The following is a 17,769-nucleotide window of genomic DNA, read 5'->3' on the forward strand; positions in this document are numbered from 1 at the left end:
GAAGCTAGAAGCTAGAAGCTAGAAGTGGGTTAACATCCACATTCTCCGTAAACAGGCATTGTTTCTACTGTTCCATCAGGCTTTTCGATCGTAAGAGTGCCTTGGAATAACAGAGCTTCTTCACCTTTTATTTTCTTACCTTTTACAGAAATTTTGTAATCTCCGCTTTCAATTTCCTTGCTCAATTCTTCATCCACTTCCATGTCGCTTGACGAGATAAGATTCATGGTTTGTCTTTTTCCATCCAGTTTCATATACGCTGTTTTTCCGGCATCATCGGCATAGATGTATTTCTCAGCTTCAAAGTCAGCTTTGTTTTTTGCAAAATAGCAGGAACATTCTTTAATTTCTTTATGGAAAGGAAAGGTTTCAACCAGAACATTTCCGGAAGAAACTTCCGTTTTTGCTGTATCCTGAACTGTCAAAGAATCTGTTGTACGTGCAGAATCCGGAACTGTCTGCTGTTCTTTTTTACAGGCAGTCAGTAGAATTGCTGCAACGAAAATAATTAAGTATTTCATTGTTTGTGGTTTATTTTATTATCCTCTTGCTCTTTCCAGAAGAGTCATCATCAATAATGAAAGAATCACTAAACTTTCGTCTTCATCATCAATATCAATCAGTCTGTCCAGTTGAAATCTTCTTCCGAAGAACGAAGGCATTTTTTTTAATTTAAAATAAGCTTTTCCGTCAATTCCGGTTACCGTATAGGCTGGATTCAGAAAATACCCTGTAAACATACCGATAATCGGGATTTCACTTACCATTCCGTCGAAGAATTTTGTCCACGCATTGTCTTCTGTTACCGTAAATTTCTGCTGATCATTTTCATCTAAAATATTATAGGTTGATTTCCAGAGAGAACGCATTCCTTTTCTCGCTAATCTTCCATAATTCTTAGTATTAATGGCATCTTTGATAGAGTAAGAAGCATTAAAATCGATCCATTGGTTTGCCTGAATTCTGAAAAGTTCCTTAGTTTTGCTTTCGTCATTAAAAACAACAACATCTTCTTTAAATTTAAACATTTTCTGACGAACATATGCAACGTAGCTGCCGTTTTTGTCAGTGATGTTGAAATCACTTGCTAATGTTGTGATCTTAAATTTAAAATCCAGTGGATAATTTAGATTGTTAAGTGCCATTTTAGTTTATTTTTTTCTCAATTAATATTAGGTTACCAAAGATAAAGTTTTTTTTCAGAGTTATGAGGTACTAGTGAATTAATTATAGTTTATAAATCCGCTCATAAAGTGAATTTTAATTAAAATTAATTTTCTTAATTACAGACTTCTACCCAACAACTTCTAACTTAAAATTCATAACTTTTAACTTATAAATCCTTATTTTTGCCTTATGGATTACCCAAGTAAAGTTTTGGCGAAAGCAGTGGATGAGATTTCCGGATTGCCCGGGATTGGCAGGAAAACCGCTTTACGTTTAGCATTACATTTATTGAAACAACCCAATTCCAGGGCGATGAGTCTTGGAAACTCCCTGATTAACCTTGTTAATGAAATAAAATACTGCAAAGAATGCCATAACTTTTCTGATTTTGACGTTTGCGAAATTTGTAGCAATGAAAAGAGAAATGACGAGCTGATCTGCATTGTAGAAGATGTTCGGGATGTGATCGCGATCGAAAATACCGGAAAATATACCGGAAAATATCTGATTTTAGGCGGGAAAATTTCTCCGATGGAAGGTGTTGGTCCTCATCAGCTAAACATTCCGAGCATTGAAAAAAAGCTTAAAGATGGAAGGGTAAAAGAATTTATTTTTGCTTTAAGTGCAACTATGGAAGGTGATACCACGGCATATTATATTTATAAAAAGTTTAAAGGGTTCACTGTAAATTTTTCCAGCATTGCAAGGGGAATTTCGGTGGGTGATGAGCTGGAATATGCGGATGAGATTTCGTTGGGAAGATCGATTATGAACAGGTTGCCCTACAACGAAAGCAACTCTTAACATTCATAAATTGCACAAATGATTTCCGTAATTATCCCGATGTATAACGCAGAAAGAACTATAATTAATGCTTTAAATTCTATTAAAGCGCAAACTGTCGGCATGGGGGAATTTGAAATTATTATTATTAATGACGGCTCTACTGATAAAAGTAAAAATGTTACCGAAAGTTACCGAAAGGAAAATCCAGAAATGAATATTCAGTTGCTCGAACAATCAAATGGAGGAGTGTCTAAAGCCAGGAACACAGGACTGAAAGTTGCGAAAGGAGAATATATCGCTTTACTGGACGCGGATGATGAATGGCTGCCGGAAAAGACAGAAAAACAGCTAGAATATCTTCAAAATAAAAGTTTGGATATTGATTTTCTGGCAACGAGAAGAAATAACATCAAAATTCTACCACCTTACCGGGTCGAAAATCATCTTGCAGAAATTACTTTCCCAAAATTATTATTAAGAAATGAAGCTCAGCCTTCTACCGTTATATTCAAAAGAAAAGTCTTGGAAAATACGGGATATTTTAAAGATGATCAGAAATACGCTGAAGATCTAAACTATTGGATGAAGGTTTCTCAAAACAACAAAATGTATATTCTTGATGAAAGTCTTCTGATTGCGGATGGGGGAAAAAGAACTTTCGGGGTTTCGGGGCTTTCAGCGAATCTTTCTGCTATGGAAGATGGTTTTCAGAAAAATTTGAGAGATATATATGAATTAAAGAAAATTAATTCTATTCAGTATCTTTCTCTTAAGCTTTTTTATAAAGCTAAATACTTACTTTTGCTGGCAAGAACATTTTATTATAATTTAAAACAAGATAATAGCAGAAAATAATCCATGAAGCTCTCAATTATAATTGTTAATTACAATGTAACTCAATTACTTAGGAACTGTCTTCTTTCTATTCAGAAATATATGGAGGATCTGAATTATGAAGTGATTGTAATCGATAATGCTTCTACGGATTCTTCCTGGGGAGATCTGATTCCGGAATTTCCCAAAGTTCATTTTATATCTTCGGAAAATAATGAGGGTTTCGCTAAGGCCAACAATAAAGCTGTACAATCTGCAACAGGAGAATATCTTCTTATTTTAAATCCAGATACCGAGATGGAAGGCTTTTACATGAAAGATATTTTAGATTTTGCCGAATCTCAATCGGATTTCGGATGTCTTGGGGTAAGAATGCACGATGCAAACGGAGAATTTTTACCGGAAAGCAAACGTTCGGTTCCGGATATGTATAATTCTTTTGAAAAATTATTTACGAATTTTAGAAAGAATAATTCAAAATCGTATTACAGAAATGATATCGGTGAATTCGAGAATGCTGAAGTGGACGTTATTACGGGTGCTTTTTTGCTGATAAAAAAAGATGTTTATCTAAAAGTAGGAGGCTTCGACGAAGCGTATTTCATGTATGGTGAAGATATCGATCTGTGCTATACTTTGCTGATGAACGGTTATAGAAATTTCTACTACGGGAAAGCATCAATTTTTCACTATAAAGGCGAAAGTACAATAAAAAATGAAGTTTATCTGGAAAGGTTTTACGGCGCAATGCAGATTTTCATTAATAAATATTATAAAGAATCCAAGCCTTTGCAATATTCATTTTTAAAAGCCGGCCTAAAGCTTAGACATAAAATTGAAAAAATTAAATTGAAATAAAAAAGCAGCTCAACTTGAGCTGCTTTTGTTATATAAAAATATTATTTGCTTATTTAGCTGGCGCTTGAACTGGTGTAGAAGTAGAAGCTGGAGCAGATTTTGCCGGAGCTTCCTGTTTTACAGGTTGCTGCTGAACGGGTGCTGTTTGTGTAGGCTTACCTGTAAGTATAACACTTAAAAGGATAAGAACAATAATCACTCCACCTAAAGTCCAGGTTGCTTTTTCCATAAAGTCATTGGTTCTCTGTACTCCGAACTGTGTAGAGGAAGCGCCCCCGAAAGTACTAGAAAGGCCTCCACCTTTTGGGTTTTGAGCCATAACGATGATTACCAATAAAACGCTGGCAATCATAACAAGAACCATCAATAGTATAAATATAGAATCCATTAATTTGATATCTTTTAGAATGGGCAAATTTAATCTTTTTTTACCGAATGACAAAGAAAGATGTCATCAAATATTGAGAAAATAAAAGCGGCAACCATGGTTGCCGCTTTTTTCTATTTAAATAGCTTGTTTTTATTTAAAATCAGCGTCCTTAGCCTGGTTCACTTCGATGGATTTTACTTCCATCTTCATGTCCATCCCCATTTGGTTTACAGAGATTGTGTATGGCATTTTTACGCCGGCTACATCTTTGTAGTTAGAGTATGTTGTAGGAATGCTCATTTCTTTTCCTTGAGCTTTTACCGTTTTAGTTTCTCCGGTTTTTAGTCCCGTTTTTACACTGTAGTAATAGGTTGTATTATTACCTTTCACTACATAAGAATCTTCACCTTCGATCTTTTCAATACCCGCTACTTTGTAGTCAGGAGACTTTGCAAAACCAAGTTCTTCGAAAAGTTCTGTATTTTTCATTTTTTCAGCGATCTGCTCAGCTTTCATAGGAACTTTTTGTCCCATTTGCTCAGAATACCCTGTTTTTCCGTCAAATACCTGTTTCTGAACAACTTGACCCATCGCAGTTACGGTTGTTACTTCTTTCCCGCCTTGTGCCTTAATGATTTTAAAATCAATATTTTGTCCTTGCATAGACATAGAAGCAGTCGTTGTGTAAGAATTGATTTTAGCCAAATTTGCCTTTCCTCCGATAGCGTTGATGTATTTGTCAGCGATAGAAGCTACCGTTACATTCGCGTCTACTTTCTGTGTAGTTGGCTTTGCAACAGGATTTGCGTCCTTATCAAAGTACTTTACAGGATAGCCTAATTTTTCCAATCCTTCAGAAATATCAGATGCTTTACCAGCGATGAAAATTCTGCTTTGGTTTGGTAGAATTGTAGTTTTCACAGCGTTTGAGACATCTGCTGCAGTTACTTTATCAATAGATTTTAAGTAATTGGTATAGAAATCAGAAGGAAGGTCCTGAACTTTTTGATTTAAAGCAAATCTTGCAATCGTTGCAGGTTGCTCCAAAGACATGATGAAAGAACCTTTCAGTTTTGCCTTGGCATTTTCCAGCTCTTCAGGTTTTACAGTGGAAATAGCGTTAAGCTCATTCATGAATTCCTTTACAGCCTTGTCTGTAACCTCGTTTCTTACACTTGCACTTGCAGAAAATTCCGGAGAATATTTGCTTGCGCTCATGTTTGAATACGCTCCGTAAGTAAATCCGTTTTTCTCACGAAGGTTCATGAAAAGTCTTGCTTCACCACCACCTCCAAGGATGTAGTTTGCGATCGTTGCAGGGAAGTAGTTAGGATCTTTCATTTTCAGCGTATTCAGGTTGTTTAAAGAAACAACAGACTGTACAGCACTAGGAACATCCACTACATTGATCTCGGTTTTAGCAACATTGGTGGCCGGCTCTAGTGGAGTAATAGGCGTATTCGCTTTTTTCCATCCGCTGAAAGCTTTTTCAATTAATGGTTTTACCTGATCAAATTTTACGTCTCCAACGATTACCAGGTAAGCATTATCCGGAGCGTAATATTTTTTGTAAGTATTTTGTACGTCAGCTAATTGAATTTTATTAATAGATTCAACCGTTTCAAATTCACCTCTTGAAGTATTTTTTCCGTACATCAGGGCATTGGAAACTCTTGAAGCGATAGAAGAAGCATTCTTTTCGTCAGATTTTAATCCTTCGATTGCTCTTTCTTTAGAATCTTGAATTTCTTCAGCAGAAAATTTAGGATTAATAATAGCATCAGCCATTAAACCTAAAACTTGAGGGAAATATTTTGAAAGTGAATTTGCAGCGGCACCATTCGAAGAGAAGTTAAGATTAGCTCCAAGATAATCAACCTTTTTGTTGAAATCATCTTTGCTCATATTTGTTGTTCCGTTTTCGAACTGTTCAGCCATGATTTGGCTTACACCCGCTACACTTCCTTCATAATATGGAGGTCTGTCCATAGAAAGGCTCGCGCTTACTCTCGGTAGCTTGTTGTTTTCTACAACCATTACCGTAAGACCGTTGCTTAGTTGGAAAGTTTTTGGCTTAGCAATGTTGATCGCAGGCGTTGGCCCCGGTTTTGGCATTGCATTAAGATCTATTTTTTGTGCTGAAACCATTCCCGCGAAGAAAAACGCTGCAGCTATATATGTTAATTGCTTTTTCATTTGTAAAAATTTAATTTTTAATAATCATATTTTAACCTAAAAGTTCTAAATGATTACTTTTTTTCAGGTACGTAATTAATGATTATTCTTTGGTTGGAATTAAGATACTTTTTAGCAGCATTTTGAAGGTCCTGTCTTGTGATAGATCTGTAAATGTCTATTTCTTTGTTGATCAAATTCGTGTTACCCATCAATACGTGGTTTGTAGCCAATGAAGCAGCAATTCCCTGGATGCTTGAGTTAGCGTTTACAAACTGGTTTTCGTACTGATTTTGAAGTTTTTGGTAATCCTCTTCAGAGATTAAGGTCGTCTGAAGTTTTTTGATCTCAGCATCAATGTCCGTCTGCAATGCTTGTTTTGTAGTCTGTCCCATCGGGATCGCGAAAAATGCGAAAATACTGTAATCCTCAAGACCCTGGTTGAAAGCTGCTACCTGAAGCGCTTTTTTATCCTGGTCTACTAATTTTTTGTATAAAACAGAAGATTTACCGTTGCTCAAATAAGAAGAAAGCATATCTAAAATATACGCGTCTTTTTCTTTGTTACCTGGAGTTCTGTAGGCGAAAATATATGCAGGAAGCTGGATGTTCGGGTCAGTTGCCGTTACTTCTTTTTCCTGAGTGATAGGAGTATCTTTCGGGAAATCTTTTGGATACACTGTTCCTTTCGGGATACCTCCATAATAAGTTTCGATCCACTTTTTAGTCTGCTCAGGCTTGATGTCACCTGCAACAACTAAAGTTGCGTTATTCGGAACGTAGTATTTTTTATAGAAAGCCTGGAATTCTTCCAGCTTTGCAGAGTTCAAATCTTCCATAGACCCAATTGTAGGCCAGTTGTACGGGTGATTTGTAAATAAATTTTTCTGAATTGTTGAGAAAAGGTTTCCGTAAGGCTGGTTGTCCATTCTCAATCTTTTTTCTTCTTTTACAACCTCTCTTTGAGTATCAACACCCACTTGGTTGATCACAGCGTGACGCATTCTTTCAGCTTCCATCCAAAGGCCAAGTTGCTCATTGTTTGAAGGAAAAGTTTCGTAGTAGTACGTTCTGTCGTTCGTTGTGTTTGCATTGTTTTGTCCTCCGTTTGAAGAAACGATTTTGAACCAGTCACCTCTTTTGATATTTGGTGTTCCTTCGAATAAAAGATGCTCGAAGAAATGGGCAAAACCTGTTCTGCCTTTTACTTCATCTTTTGCACCTACGTGGTACATTACACCTGTTGTTACCACTGGTGCGGAATTGTCCTGATGAAGAATTACGTGAAGACCGTTTGGTAAGTCATACTCTTCAAATTTAATTTGTTGTGCATTCAGAGCCATCCCAAAGAAAGCCGCTGCAGCAACAGAAAGAAGTCGCTTTTTCATAAAGTAGAAATTGTTTTATCAATTAGTGTCAAATTTACTTTAAATGTTACAATAATGGAAATAATATTTTGTTTTGAGAGGTTGAATATTAGATGGTAGAAATTAGTATTGATAATTCTTTAAAAATAATTTTGTTTTAAACTAAAAAAGCATTTTAAACTAATTTCTACCATCTAATATCTAACTTCCAAATACAATTTGAATTCTCCATAGAATACACTAATTTTGTGTTCCTAATTTTTTTTGCAGCATGGAGGATTATTTGAAAGGACTGAATGAACCACAATTTGAAGCCGTTACCACTTTAAATGGGCCGTTGATGGTACTTGCAGGAGCAGGTTCCGGGAAAACGCGTGTGCTTACGATGCGTATCGCTCATTTGATCACAAATGGGGTCGATCCTTTCAATATTCTAGCCCTTACTTTTACCAATAAAGCGGCACGGGAAATGAAAGACCGTATCGCAAAAGTAGTGGGGCACAGCAATGCAAGAAGCCTTTGGATGGGAACTTTTCACTCCGTTTTTGCGAGAATCCTGAGAAGTGAAGCAAATTACTTGGGCTATCCTTCCAACTTTACGATTTACGATCAGCAGGATGCTTTGAATGTCATTAAAAAAGTGCTGAAAGACATGAATATCGATTCTGATTTGTATAAACCCAAAAAAGTCCAGGCAAGAATTTCAACCTACAAAAACAATCTGATTACTGTAAAAGCATACTTCAACAACCCCGAATTAATAGAAGCTGATGAAAAAGCCAATATGAAATTCATAGGGCAGATTTATCAAAAATATGTTGATGCATGTTTCAGAAACGGAGCCATGGATTTTGATGATTTATTATTAAAAACCAATGAATTACTAACTCGTTTTCCGGAAGTTTTAGCTAAATATCAGGATCGTTTCAGGTATATTTTGGTGGATGAGTACCAGGATACAAACCATTCTCAGTATCTTATCGTAAAAGCACTGGCTTCAAAATTTGAAAATATTTGCGTGGTGGGGGATGATGCCCAGTCTATTTATTCTTTCCGTGGGGCGAATATTTATAATATTTTAAACTTTAAAAAAGATTATCCGGATGCCGTAACGGTTTCGTTGGAGCAAAACTACCGTTCTACACAAAATATCGTTAATGCAGCTAATGTTGTCATTGCTAAAAACATCCAGCAGTTCAAGAAAAATGTTTTCAGTGAAAATGAAGAAGGTGAAAAAATTAAAGTCTACCGTTCACTTTCCGATGCCGATGAAGCGAATTTTGTAGCCGGAAATATCTGGGAAATCCACAATCGTGAACAGAGAAAATATAGTGATTTTGCCATTTTATACAGGACAAATTCACAAACCCGTGCTTTTGAAGACGCTTTAAGGCGTAAAAATATTCCATACAAAGTCTACGGAGGCCTGTCTTTCTACCAAAGAAAAGAGGTGAAAGATTTATTGGCTTACCTGAGGCTTTTAATTAACGAAAACGACTCTGAAGCATTAACGAGGATTATCAATTATCCGACAAGAGGAATTGGTGAAACCACTCAAAATAAATTGATCGTTTTTGCAGATAGTCAAAACGTTTCTATATCAAAAGTTTTGGATAATCTTCCGATATATGCTCCACATTTAGGCTTTAACAATGGAGTTTTGAATAAACTGAATGATTTCTGGTCAATGATCAAAGCTTTTCAGGTGTTATTAAAAACTGAAACGGCTTATAGCGTTGCCATGGAAGTTGCAAAACGAAGTGGACTGATCAAATTTTTAAAAGACGACCAGACTCCGGAAGGGATTTCCCGTGTAGAAAACGTCCAGGAATTGATGAACTCCATGCAGGGATTCATTGAAGAGCAGATGCAGCTGGAAGACGGAGACCCAAGTTTATCGAATTTTCTTGAAAACATCGCGCTTTCCGCAGATACTCAGGACAAAAATAATGAGGATGATATGGTTTCGTTAATGACCATTCACCTGTCCAAAGGCCTTGAGTTTCCGGTAGTTCACCTTGTTGGTTTGGAGGAAAACCTTTTCCCGAGTTTTATGAGCTCGACAACGAGGGAAGATTTGGAAGAAGAAAGACGTTTGTTTTATGTTGCCTTAACGAGAGCTGAAAAACAGGCATTTTTCTCGTATGCTATTTCACGTTTCCAGTGGGGAAAAATTACCGATGCGGAACCATCAAGATTCTTAAGTGAAATTGATGAAGAATATATCGAATTTGTAAACCCTGCCATTGAAAAGCGTTTTATCAATAATTCAGGAATTAAATCAAATATTTTTGATGAGCATCCTTCTGAGCTTAGAAGTTTCAAAAAGGTTGAAAAGAAAAGTATTGAAAGGAGCGATAATTCAAAACCTATTGCTGAACCCCGTAAACTAAAACCGGTAAGTACAGCGAAAATTATTAACCCAAGCGGTGCTTCTTCACAGGATATCGAAGTGGGCGACAAAGTAAGGCACGATCGCTTCGGAGTAGGGGAAGTGACTTTCTTAGACGGAACCGATCCTCAAAATATCAAGGCAAAAGTAATCTTCCAGCATGAAGGTGAGAAGAATTTAATTCTTAAATATGCTAAACTGACGAAAATATAAAATGTCATTGCGAGAGAATATAGTACAAAATAATCAAAATATAAGCCTGTTTCATATTTGAAAGCAGGCTTTTTTATTTATCGCAAGGCCAGAAAATGTTTATTTTATTTGAATAAAGTTTAATTTTTTCCCAAATTGAGACAATGTGAATTTGTATATTTAAAGCTTAAAATCAGTTATTATGTACAGAATTCTTGTATTTTTAATTTTAACCTTATTTTCGGAACCGCTTTTTTCACAGGATTATAGCATTGTTAATAATATTCATTATTATGATACAAAAACGAATGCATCTGATGCTTATATCAAGGAAAGATGTGTGCTGGATATTTATGTTCCAAAAAATGTGAAAAATTTTTCTACGGTAATCTGGTTTCACGGCGGTGGTCTGACGGGCGGTGAAAAAGAAATCCCGGAAGCTTTAAAAAACAAAGGAATTGCAGTAGTAGGTGTGAATTACAGGCTTTCTCCAAAAGTGAACGCTCCAAAATATATTGAAGATGCAGCCGCAGCAACAGCCTGGGTTTTTAAAAATATTAAAAATTATGGCGGAAGTCAAGAACTGATCTTTATTTCAGGGCATTCTGCGGGAGGTTACCTTGCAATAATGGTTGGTTTAAACAAAGTATATTTAAATAAATACGGAATAAACGCTGATAAATTGGCCGCTATTGTCCCTTTCAGCGGACAGATGATCTCTCATTTTACAACAAGAAAAGAAAAAGGAATTGACGAGCTTGATGCCAGAATTGATGAAATGGCGCCGCTTCATTTTATCAGAGCTGATGCCCCGCCTTTGCTTTTAATTACCGGTGACCGCGAAAAAGAATTGCTGGGAAGGTATGAAGAAAACGCATACATGGCCCGAATGATGAAGTTGAAAGGGCATAAAGAAACAACATTATACGAACTCGACGGTTTTGATCATGGTGGAATGGCCCAGCCGGCATTTCCCCTGCTGCTAAACGAAATAAAAAGAGTTGAAAAGCTCAAAACAGCGAAATAAATTTGCTAATTGTTTATAAAGTTTAGTTCAATATATCTAATATGAATTTCGGAGGATTATTCTTCCGGAATTTTTTTTATTTTTAATTCTTTTAAAAGTGAATAATTTATATGGGAACTTTCTATAATAATGCAGTTTGCGATATCTATATCGGGAAAAGTGCAGGGAAAAAGCTAATGGAGGAAATCAGGAGCGCCAAAAGAAATGTGAAAATCATATCACCTTATCTTTCTCCTTTTCTTATTAAAGAATTGATTTTCCTGCACTCAAAAGGGATCGGTATAAGTCTGATTACCACAGATGGAATTGAAGATTTCTATGGAAATTATGATAGAAATATTAATAAGCTTATCATCCAAAACAAGCATATTGATGAAGAGGCGAAAGCATCCAGGGATAATCTTATTGCTTTGTCGCGCACATTGCTTCTTACCATATTAGGTCTGTCTGTCGTTGTACTTTCTTTAGTGTTCTTGTTGAAAGAATGGAGATTGTTTTATGGCTTTGTCCTTGTTATTTTACTTTTTTTGATAAGAGATTTTACTGTTAAGAAAATTAAAAATAAAAGAATATATAATTATACGTACAGGCAATTATTCCCTTTTAAGGTATTTGTGTCTCCCGATAAAAAATCTTTTAACAGAACTTTTATTCACAGTAAAATTTACATCATAGATAACGAAATTGCCTATCTGGGTTCCCTTAATTTTACGGGAAACGGTGTAAAAGAAAACCACGAAACAAGAATAAGGACAACCGATCATAATGCGGTAGGAAAGATTGTCGAAGAAGTTGATCATTTATTTTTTAATTCAAATTTGGACGAAAGAAATATACAGTTTTGGGGAAGACAGTTGTATCCGGAGCCAATCAACTGATTTATTTCTTCTGGGAAACTACAAAATTCACCATTTCATCGGTAATTCTGTCCAGATGTTTCTTATCCGTACTTCTGAAGCCATGCAGGCCGTCCTCTACGATCGTCAGTGAGTTTTGTATGTTTTCTTTTTTAAGCTTTCTGTGAAGTTTTTTAGATTGTTTCATGGGAACAACTTTATCTTTATCTCCCTGCACGATAAGCGTAGAAATTCCGTTGTCAACGTAAGTGAGCGGGGAGATGGTTTTGAAATATTCGATCACTTTTCTTTTGTCTTTTTTAATGTCATAGCCGGACATGCCGGTCACAATTTTTTCCCTCAGATCAACAATGTTTTTGGCAAACAGCCCAATGAAAAAAACAGGAATTTTGCCTGCACGGGTGTGTAAAAGTTTGTTTAAATCTGTCGGCCCGAAATTACTTATGACATAATTTACCTTAGCAGAATATGGCGAAAGCTCTGGGTTTCCCACAAATTCATTATCATTAGTATAAGCGGCCAGCATTGAGAGATGTGCTCCCGCCGAAGCTCCGAAAAGTCCTATATTATTCTGATCAAAATTATATTTATCCGCATTTTTTCTTACCCATTTTACCGCATCTTTTGTATCCTCAATGGGACTTGGGAAATGAACTGTCTCGCTTACCAAAGTATAATCAATACTGATGACGGCGTAGTTTTTTTCTATTAATTTTAAAATAGTATTTTCAATATAGCTGTCGGCTCTGATGATTTTGTCACCTTGCACCCAACCTCCTCCATGAACGTAAATGACAACAGGAAGTTTTTCTGAAGAAGCTTTTTTAGGTTTATAAAGATCTAATAATATTGATTTTCCCTGCTGGTCTGTTTTATAAATAATATTTTCGGAAAACATCGTTCTTTCCGGTAACAGTACACTTTTCTGTGCTTCCGGCTCGATTTGATTTTGAGAATAGCTTAGATTAAATAATCCTAAGAATAAAACAAAAAACAGGTTGATCGAAAACCTGTAAATTATGCTGTTATTAAATGATTTCATAGAATATTATTTTTTGAGGTGGTTATAATACTAACTCCTCAAAAAGTTTACCAAACGTTTTATCCAGATCCTTAGATTTTCCCGGATGAGGTCTGGAAGTCTGAACAACAGAGCTCCTTACCGCGGTCAACCAGCGAAAACGCTCGGGAATTTCAAGTTGGGCAATAGGCCCGCCATCACTTTCCCCATTCGCGATTTTTTGAAAACTTTCCAGGTTTTGGATAATGTCATCGTAATCCAATTTGCTGTGCATCAATCTAAATTTATCAGGACACAAATAAAATTCTATCCGGATATATTTTTCTTTTTTGGAAAACAGTATCAGTCCGATATTGAAAAATTCTTCTCTCTCAACCTTCGGAACCAAACGTATTACAGCGTATTCGTAAATTTTATCCTCTTGCATTTTTGGCTTCGTTTAAAAATATTTGAGAATTTTCTAATCGTGTTTTCAAAAACTGAAAATAAATTTCACGAATTTCTTCCGGAGTTTCATCGGCATCATTCCAATGTAACCAGTCTTCAGGAATCAGATTGACAATTTCCCTGAAAATATTTTCGTTTAAAACTTCCTTAGCAAATGTATCGGCCTCATCAAGTTTTGTCGCCTGTGGCAGCAGGACGTGGTCTTTTACATATTTAAAAGGAGTTTTCGCTGCTGTATCAAAATTCTGCCATGAATGATGGAAGTAAAAAGAGGCACCATTGTCGATTACCCACAATTCTTTGTGCCACATCAACAGATTGGTATTCTTAAAAGTACGGTCAATATTGGTGATAAATGCATCCAGCCATACAATTTTTGAAGCTAAAAACGGATCAATTTTCACACTCGGGTCATAAGCGATAGAGCCTGAAAGGTAATGTAATCCCAAATTTAAACCTTCTGAAAATTTCAATAAATCCTGAATTTCTTCATCAGCTTCGGTTCTTCCAAAATCTACATCCAGATTTATAAAAACAAGTTCAGGAATCATTAATCCTAATGCTTCGGTGATTTTTCCGCCCAGCAATTCAGAAATGAGCATTTTCACTCCGTGACCGGCGCCACGAAATTTTAAAACATACTTAAAATCATCATCAGCCTCTGCCAAAGCCGGAAGCGAGCCTCCCTCACGAAGGGGCAGAATGTAACGCGTCACGGTTACTGTTCTTAAATCCAACATACAGCAAAAATAAGATTTTACTTTGTGTTTAGTTCTATTTTTAATATTTTTAAATGAAAAATGAAAATTAGTTAATTTGTAAAAGTGCAGTTGTCATTCCGAATGAAGCGGAGCGTAGTAAATAATCTATCTATGCTTTGATCAGATCTTCCTTTGTAAGAATGACAACAGAATCTTTAAGCTAGCAAAAAATAAATATGAATATTATAAAAAACCAAAATATCACCATTCCAAACCCGGAAACCAGAGATTTTCTTGCAGATGCATATTATCCTGAAACAGATAAAAAATTGCCGCTGATTGTTTTTGTTCATGGATACAAGGGGTATAAAGACTGGGGAGCCTGGAATCTGATGGCTGAAAAGTTTGCCGAAGCCGGATTTTTCTTTGTCAAATTTAATTTTTCACACAATGGAACAACGATAGCCGATCCCAACAATTTTGCTGATTTAGAAGCTTTCGGAAATAATAATTATTCTAAGGAAGTTTCAGATTTAGATGCTGTAATTGAATTTTTTATTAAAAATTCCAATGTTGACAATCAGAAAATAATCTTGATCGGGCACAGTCGGGGAGGAGGAATTTCAATTGTTAAAACTTTTGAAGATGAAAGAATTAATGGTTTAATTACACTGGCGAGCGTTGATACATTGGAGCGTTTTCCTAAAAATGATGCTTTCGAAAAGTGGAAAGAAGCTGGAGTTTATTATGTTTTAAATGGAAGAACAAAACAGGAAATGCCTCATTATTACCAGTTTTATGAAGATTTTGAACAGAATGTGCATCGTTTTGATGTAGAAAGAGCCGCTGAAATGGCTAAAGCACATTTTTTAATTATTCACGGCACAAATGATGAAAGTGTGAGTGTAAAAAATGCAGAACATCTTCATATTTTAAACCCGAATTCCGAATTATTTTTAATTGAAAATGCCAATCATACATTTGGCGCAAAAGAGCCATGGGACGAGAATAATTTGCCGAAGGATTTGAACAAAGTTGTTGAGAAATCTATTGAATTTATTAATGATAAAATTGTGAATGAATAAAGGCTGGAAGATGGAGGCTTGAGGCTACAATTGAAACGCTAATATCGCAGTTTGAAAACTTCTATCCTTAAACTCCATCTTCCAGCTAAATTATTTAACCAAAATTCTCCAGGCTTCTTCAATTTTGCTTTCCAGCAATAGTTTTTGAGCTTCCTTGTGAATATTTTCATCTTCATAACAATTTTCAGAAGGTAAAACCTCAACGTTGGCAAGCATTCCCAGATCATTTCCTGTAAAAACTTTGCTGTACTTGATTTGATCTGGAAGAAAATCGAAGCCGATTCCTTTGGTTACCAATGGTTTCGGAACCTCGAAAAGATTATTTTCATTGTTTCTGGAATACCAGTTTCCACCTAAACGGGCAACCATATCCAGTTTTTTCTGATCCAAATTCCCTTGTTCATCCAGATATTCTTCCCTAATGTGGATTTTCTGAACTTCACAAATCACCAGATTTCCTGCACCGCCCTGATCACCTAAAGATTTTATTTCTAATACTTTACATTCAAAGTTAACGGGACATTCTTCGATTAATTTAGGTTTCACCAAATCAGCATCCTTCATTGTGAGGCCAGATTTTATGAATTCATTCACACCATCACCGTATTCCGTTGAAGCTAAAGAAATCTGCTGTACAATTGGGAAATTAACGGTTCCAATAACCACTTCCGGAACCTGATGAACATTTTCTAAGGTATGCTTTGTGGTATTGTCACGAACCCTTCTCGATGGTGAAAAAATCAGAATCGGAGGAACTGTACTGAACATATTGAAAAAACTGAACGGCGATAAATTACTGTTGCCGTCTTTATCAACCGTTGAAGCCAATGCAATCGGGCGTGGTGAAACTGCCGTTTGCATGATGGTTTGAAGTTGTACGGATGTTATTTCGGATGGGATTACTGTTTTCATTTTTATATTATTCTTTTAACACATAAGTCACATAAGTTTTATAGTTAAGACTTTGAAAATATTTAGAGTACATTAAGTAAGTTCATTGATGTATTTCTTGGTAAATTCCATTAAAATATCTATTAATCTAAAGGAAAATCAAAGATTTTCAATCTAATATGTTCTTTTTGCAACATATTGGTATGGCTTTCTATTGTAACTAATGTGTTAAATTAATTTTTAATTAAATCGCAGGAATAATTTTTCCGCTCACTTCACCGAAACCTACTCTCACACCATCTTTTTCAGCCCACGCTTTCATGGTCACGGTATCATTATCATCGATGAATTTTCTTTCCTGTCCGTTGCTTAATTTTATTGGGTTTTGTCCTCTCCACGTCAGCTCAAGCATAGAACCGAAAGATTTTGGATCGCTTCCTGAAATCGTTCCACTTGCGTATAAATCACCAACTTCCACGTTGCAGCCATTTACCGTATGATGAGCCAATTGCTGAGCCATATTCCAGTACATGAACTTATAATTGCTTTCAGAAATTAAATTTTGATCACCATTTTCCGGCTGTAAATAAACTTCTAAATTAATATCATAATTTTTATCGCCTTCAAATTTCAAATAATCTAAAACTTCGGGTTCCTGTGTAGGAGAAGCTGTTCTGAATGGCTCCAAAGCTTCCAGCGTAACAACCCAAGGCGAAATCGACGAACCGAAATTTTTACCTAAAAACGGCCCCAACGGAACATATTCCCAAGACTGGATATCTCTTGCAGACCAGTCATTGAAAACTACCATTCCGAAAATTGCGTCTTCGGCTTCTTTTGTTGAAATACTTTCACCCATTTCGGTATTTTTATTGATAATAAAAGCCATTTCCAGTTCAAAATCCAATTGTTTTGAAGTTCCAAAGATCGGTTTTTCTACATCTGCAGGCTTTGTCTGGCCTTTCGGACGGTTGATCTCAGTTCCTGAAACCACGATGGATGAAGCTCTTCCGTGGTATCCTACAGGTAAATGCTTCCAGTTGGGCAGCAATGCATTGGCAGGATCTCTAAACATTTTTCCGACATTGGTTGCGTGCTCGATGCTGCTGTAGAAATCCGTATAATTCGGGATGTGAACAGGCATCATCATTTTTACTTCATCCAAGTCATAGAAAGCATCCTCAATGGTTTTCTCATCTTTAGACAAGATTGAACCTTCCTGTAATAATTCCTGAATTTTTAGACGAACGGCATTGGTTACAGGTTTTCCCAGCTCGATAAATTCGTTTAAGGTATAAGCTTCAAAAACATTGTCGTCCAAGCCTTCAATATCTTCAAAATAACTTAAATCGTATAATGTTGCAAGATCAATAATCTGATCTCCGATTCTTGTACAGCATCCGATATATTCTTTGTTGAAAACTGCTACTCCAAACGGAATATTATGGATAGAAAAATCCGAATCTGCTGAATACTCTACAAATGACTTCATAATTTTAGATTTAATTTGGATTAAGTTTAAACGCAAATTTCACGAATATTTTTCACGGATAACACAGTTTGAAAAATTGTATTATTGTGAAAAATATTTGTGTTTTA

17 protein-coding genes are annotated in these 17,769 nt (G+C 35.9%); 7 read left to right on the plus strand and 10 right to left on the minus strand.

Annotated elements, in window-relative coordinates; translation table 11 throughout:
• Positions 1 to 29 precede the first annotated feature (29 nt).
• On the minus strand, positions 30 to 521 hold the full coding sequence (locus ATE47_RS01890; protein WP_062160369.1) for a hypothetical protein: 492 nt from the start codon (positions 519 to 521) through the stop codon (positions 30 to 32).
• Between the two features lie 18 nt (positions 522 to 539).
• Positions 540 to 1,145: a hypothetical protein gene (locus ATE47_RS01895; RefSeq protein WP_062160370.1), complete on the minus strand. Its 606-nt coding sequence runs from the start codon at positions 1,143 to 1,145 to the stop codon at positions 540 to 542.
• A gap of 211 nt (positions 1,146 to 1,356) precedes the next feature.
• Between ATE47_RS01895 and recR the strand changes: the two genes are divergently transcribed.
• Genes recR through ATE47_RS01910 form a run of 3 tightly spaced genes read left to right on the plus strand, consistent with a single transcriptional unit; the run spans position 1,357 to position 3,645 of the window.
• Positions 1,357 to 1,971: a recombination mediator RecR gene (recR, locus tag ATE47_RS01900; RefSeq protein WP_062160371.1), complete on the plus strand. Its 615-nt coding sequence runs from the start codon at positions 1,357 to 1,359 to the stop codon at positions 1,969 to 1,971.
• An 18-nt stretch (positions 1,972 to 1,989) separates the two neighbouring features.
• Complete coding sequence (locus ATE47_RS01905) at positions 1,990 to 2,808, plus strand: glycosyltransferase family 2 protein (protein ID WP_062160372.1); 819 nt, start codon at positions 1,990 to 1,992, stop codon at positions 2,806 to 2,808.
• A 3-nt stretch (positions 2,809 to 2,811) separates the two neighbouring features.
• Positions 2,812 to 3,645 carry a glycosyltransferase family 2 protein gene (locus tag ATE47_RS01910; RefSeq protein WP_062160373.1) on the plus strand — a complete coding sequence of 278 codons (834 nt, stop codon included), beginning with the start codon at positions 2,812 to 2,814 and terminating at the stop codon, positions 3,643 to 3,645.
• A gap of 49 nt (positions 3,646 to 3,694) precedes the next feature.
• On the opposite strand, the gene secG is transcribed toward ATE47_RS01910, so the two are convergent.
• The 3 genes from secG to ATE47_RS01925 form a co-directional block, all read right to left on the minus strand.
• A complete protein-coding gene (gene secG, locus ATE47_RS01915; protein WP_062163410.1) occupies positions 3,695 to 4,033 on the minus strand; it encodes a preprotein translocase subunit SecG in 339 nt (112 codons plus the stop codon).
• A 132-nt stretch (positions 4,034 to 4,165) separates the two neighbouring features.
• Positions 4,166 to 6,211, minus strand: coding sequence for a M16 family metallopeptidase (locus ATE47_RS01920; protein ID WP_062160374.1), 2,046 nt, complete (start codon positions 6,209 to 6,211; stop codon positions 4,166 to 4,168).
• Between the two features lie 53 nt (positions 6,212 to 6,264).
• On the minus strand, positions 6,265 to 7,578 hold the full coding sequence (locus tag ATE47_RS01925) for a M16 family metallopeptidase (RefSeq protein WP_062160375.1): 1,314 nt from the start codon (positions 7,576 to 7,578) through the stop codon (positions 6,265 to 6,267).
• 250 nt (positions 7,579 to 7,828) lie between these two features.
• Here ATE47_RS01925 and ATE47_RS01930 point away from each other — a divergent pair, with 250 nt between their 5' ends.
• From ATE47_RS01930 to ATE47_RS01940, 3 genes are all read left to right on the plus strand, one after another.
• Positions 7,829 to 10,162 carry an ATP-dependent helicase gene (locus tag ATE47_RS01930; protein WP_062160376.1) on the plus strand — a complete coding sequence of 778 codons (2,334 nt, stop codon included), beginning with the start codon at positions 7,829 to 7,831 and terminating at the stop codon, positions 10,160 to 10,162.
• A gap of 181 nt (positions 10,163 to 10,343) precedes the next feature.
• Positions 10,344 to 11,168 (plus strand): alpha/beta hydrolase, encoded by an 825-nt coding sequence (locus tag ATE47_RS01935; protein ID WP_062160377.1) that lies wholly within the window; start codon positions 10,344 to 10,346, stop codon positions 11,166 to 11,168.
• 110 nt (positions 11,169 to 11,278) lie between these two features.
• On the plus strand, positions 11,279 to 12,046 hold the full coding sequence (locus ATE47_RS01940) for a phospholipase D-like domain-containing protein (protein ID WP_062160378.1): 768 nt from the start codon (positions 11,279 to 11,281) through the stop codon (positions 12,044 to 12,046).
• A gap of 1 nt (position 12,047) precedes the next feature.
• Here ATE47_RS01940 and ATE47_RS01945 read toward each other — a convergent pair whose 3' ends face one another.
• From ATE47_RS01945 to ATE47_RS01955, 3 genes are read right to left on the minus strand one after another with little or no spacing between them, the layout of a single operon-like run.
• Positions 12,048 to 13,067, minus strand: coding sequence for an alpha/beta hydrolase (locus ATE47_RS01945; protein ID WP_062160379.1), 1,020 nt, complete (start codon positions 13,065 to 13,067; stop codon positions 12,048 to 12,050).
• A gap of 22 nt (positions 13,068 to 13,089) precedes the next feature.
• Positions 13,090 to 13,473 (minus strand): DUF3037 domain-containing protein, encoded by a 384-nt coding sequence (locus tag ATE47_RS01950; RefSeq protein ID WP_062160380.1) that lies wholly within the window; start codon positions 13,471 to 13,473, stop codon positions 13,090 to 13,092.
• Complete coding sequence (locus ATE47_RS01955; protein ID WP_062160381.1) at positions 13,460 to 14,233, minus strand: HipA family kinase; 774 nt, start codon at positions 14,231 to 14,233, stop codon at positions 13,460 to 13,462. Before ATE47_RS01955 ends, ATE47_RS01950 begins: the two co-directional genes overlap by 14 nt.
• A gap of 197 nt (positions 14,234 to 14,430) precedes the next feature.
• Between ATE47_RS01955 and ATE47_RS01960 the strand changes: the two genes are divergently transcribed.
• Positions 14,431 to 15,279, plus strand: coding sequence for an alpha/beta hydrolase family protein (locus ATE47_RS01960; protein ID WP_062160382.1), 849 nt, complete (start codon positions 14,431 to 14,433; stop codon positions 15,277 to 15,279).
• 90 nt (positions 15,280 to 15,369) lie between these two features.
• Here the strand turns inward: ATE47_RS01960 and ATE47_RS01965 are convergent, their stop codons facing one another.
• Positions 15,370 to 16,191: a flavin reductase family protein gene (locus ATE47_RS01965; RefSeq protein ID WP_062160383.1), complete on the minus strand. Its 822-nt coding sequence runs from the start codon at positions 16,189 to 16,191 to the stop codon at positions 15,370 to 15,372.
• A gap of 223 nt (positions 16,192 to 16,414) precedes the next feature.
• Positions 16,415 to 17,662 carry a fumarylacetoacetase gene (gene fahA / locus ATE47_RS01970; protein WP_062160384.1) on the minus strand — a complete coding sequence of 416 codons (1,248 nt, stop codon included), beginning with the start codon at positions 17,660 to 17,662 and terminating at the stop codon, positions 16,415 to 16,417.
• Positions 17,663 to 17,769 lie beyond the last annotated feature (107 nt).

The organism is Chryseobacterium sp. IHB B 17019, from assembly GCF_001456155.1.
Taxonomy (GTDB): Bacteria; Bacteroidota; Bacteroidia; order Flavobacteriales; family Weeksellaceae; genus Chryseobacterium.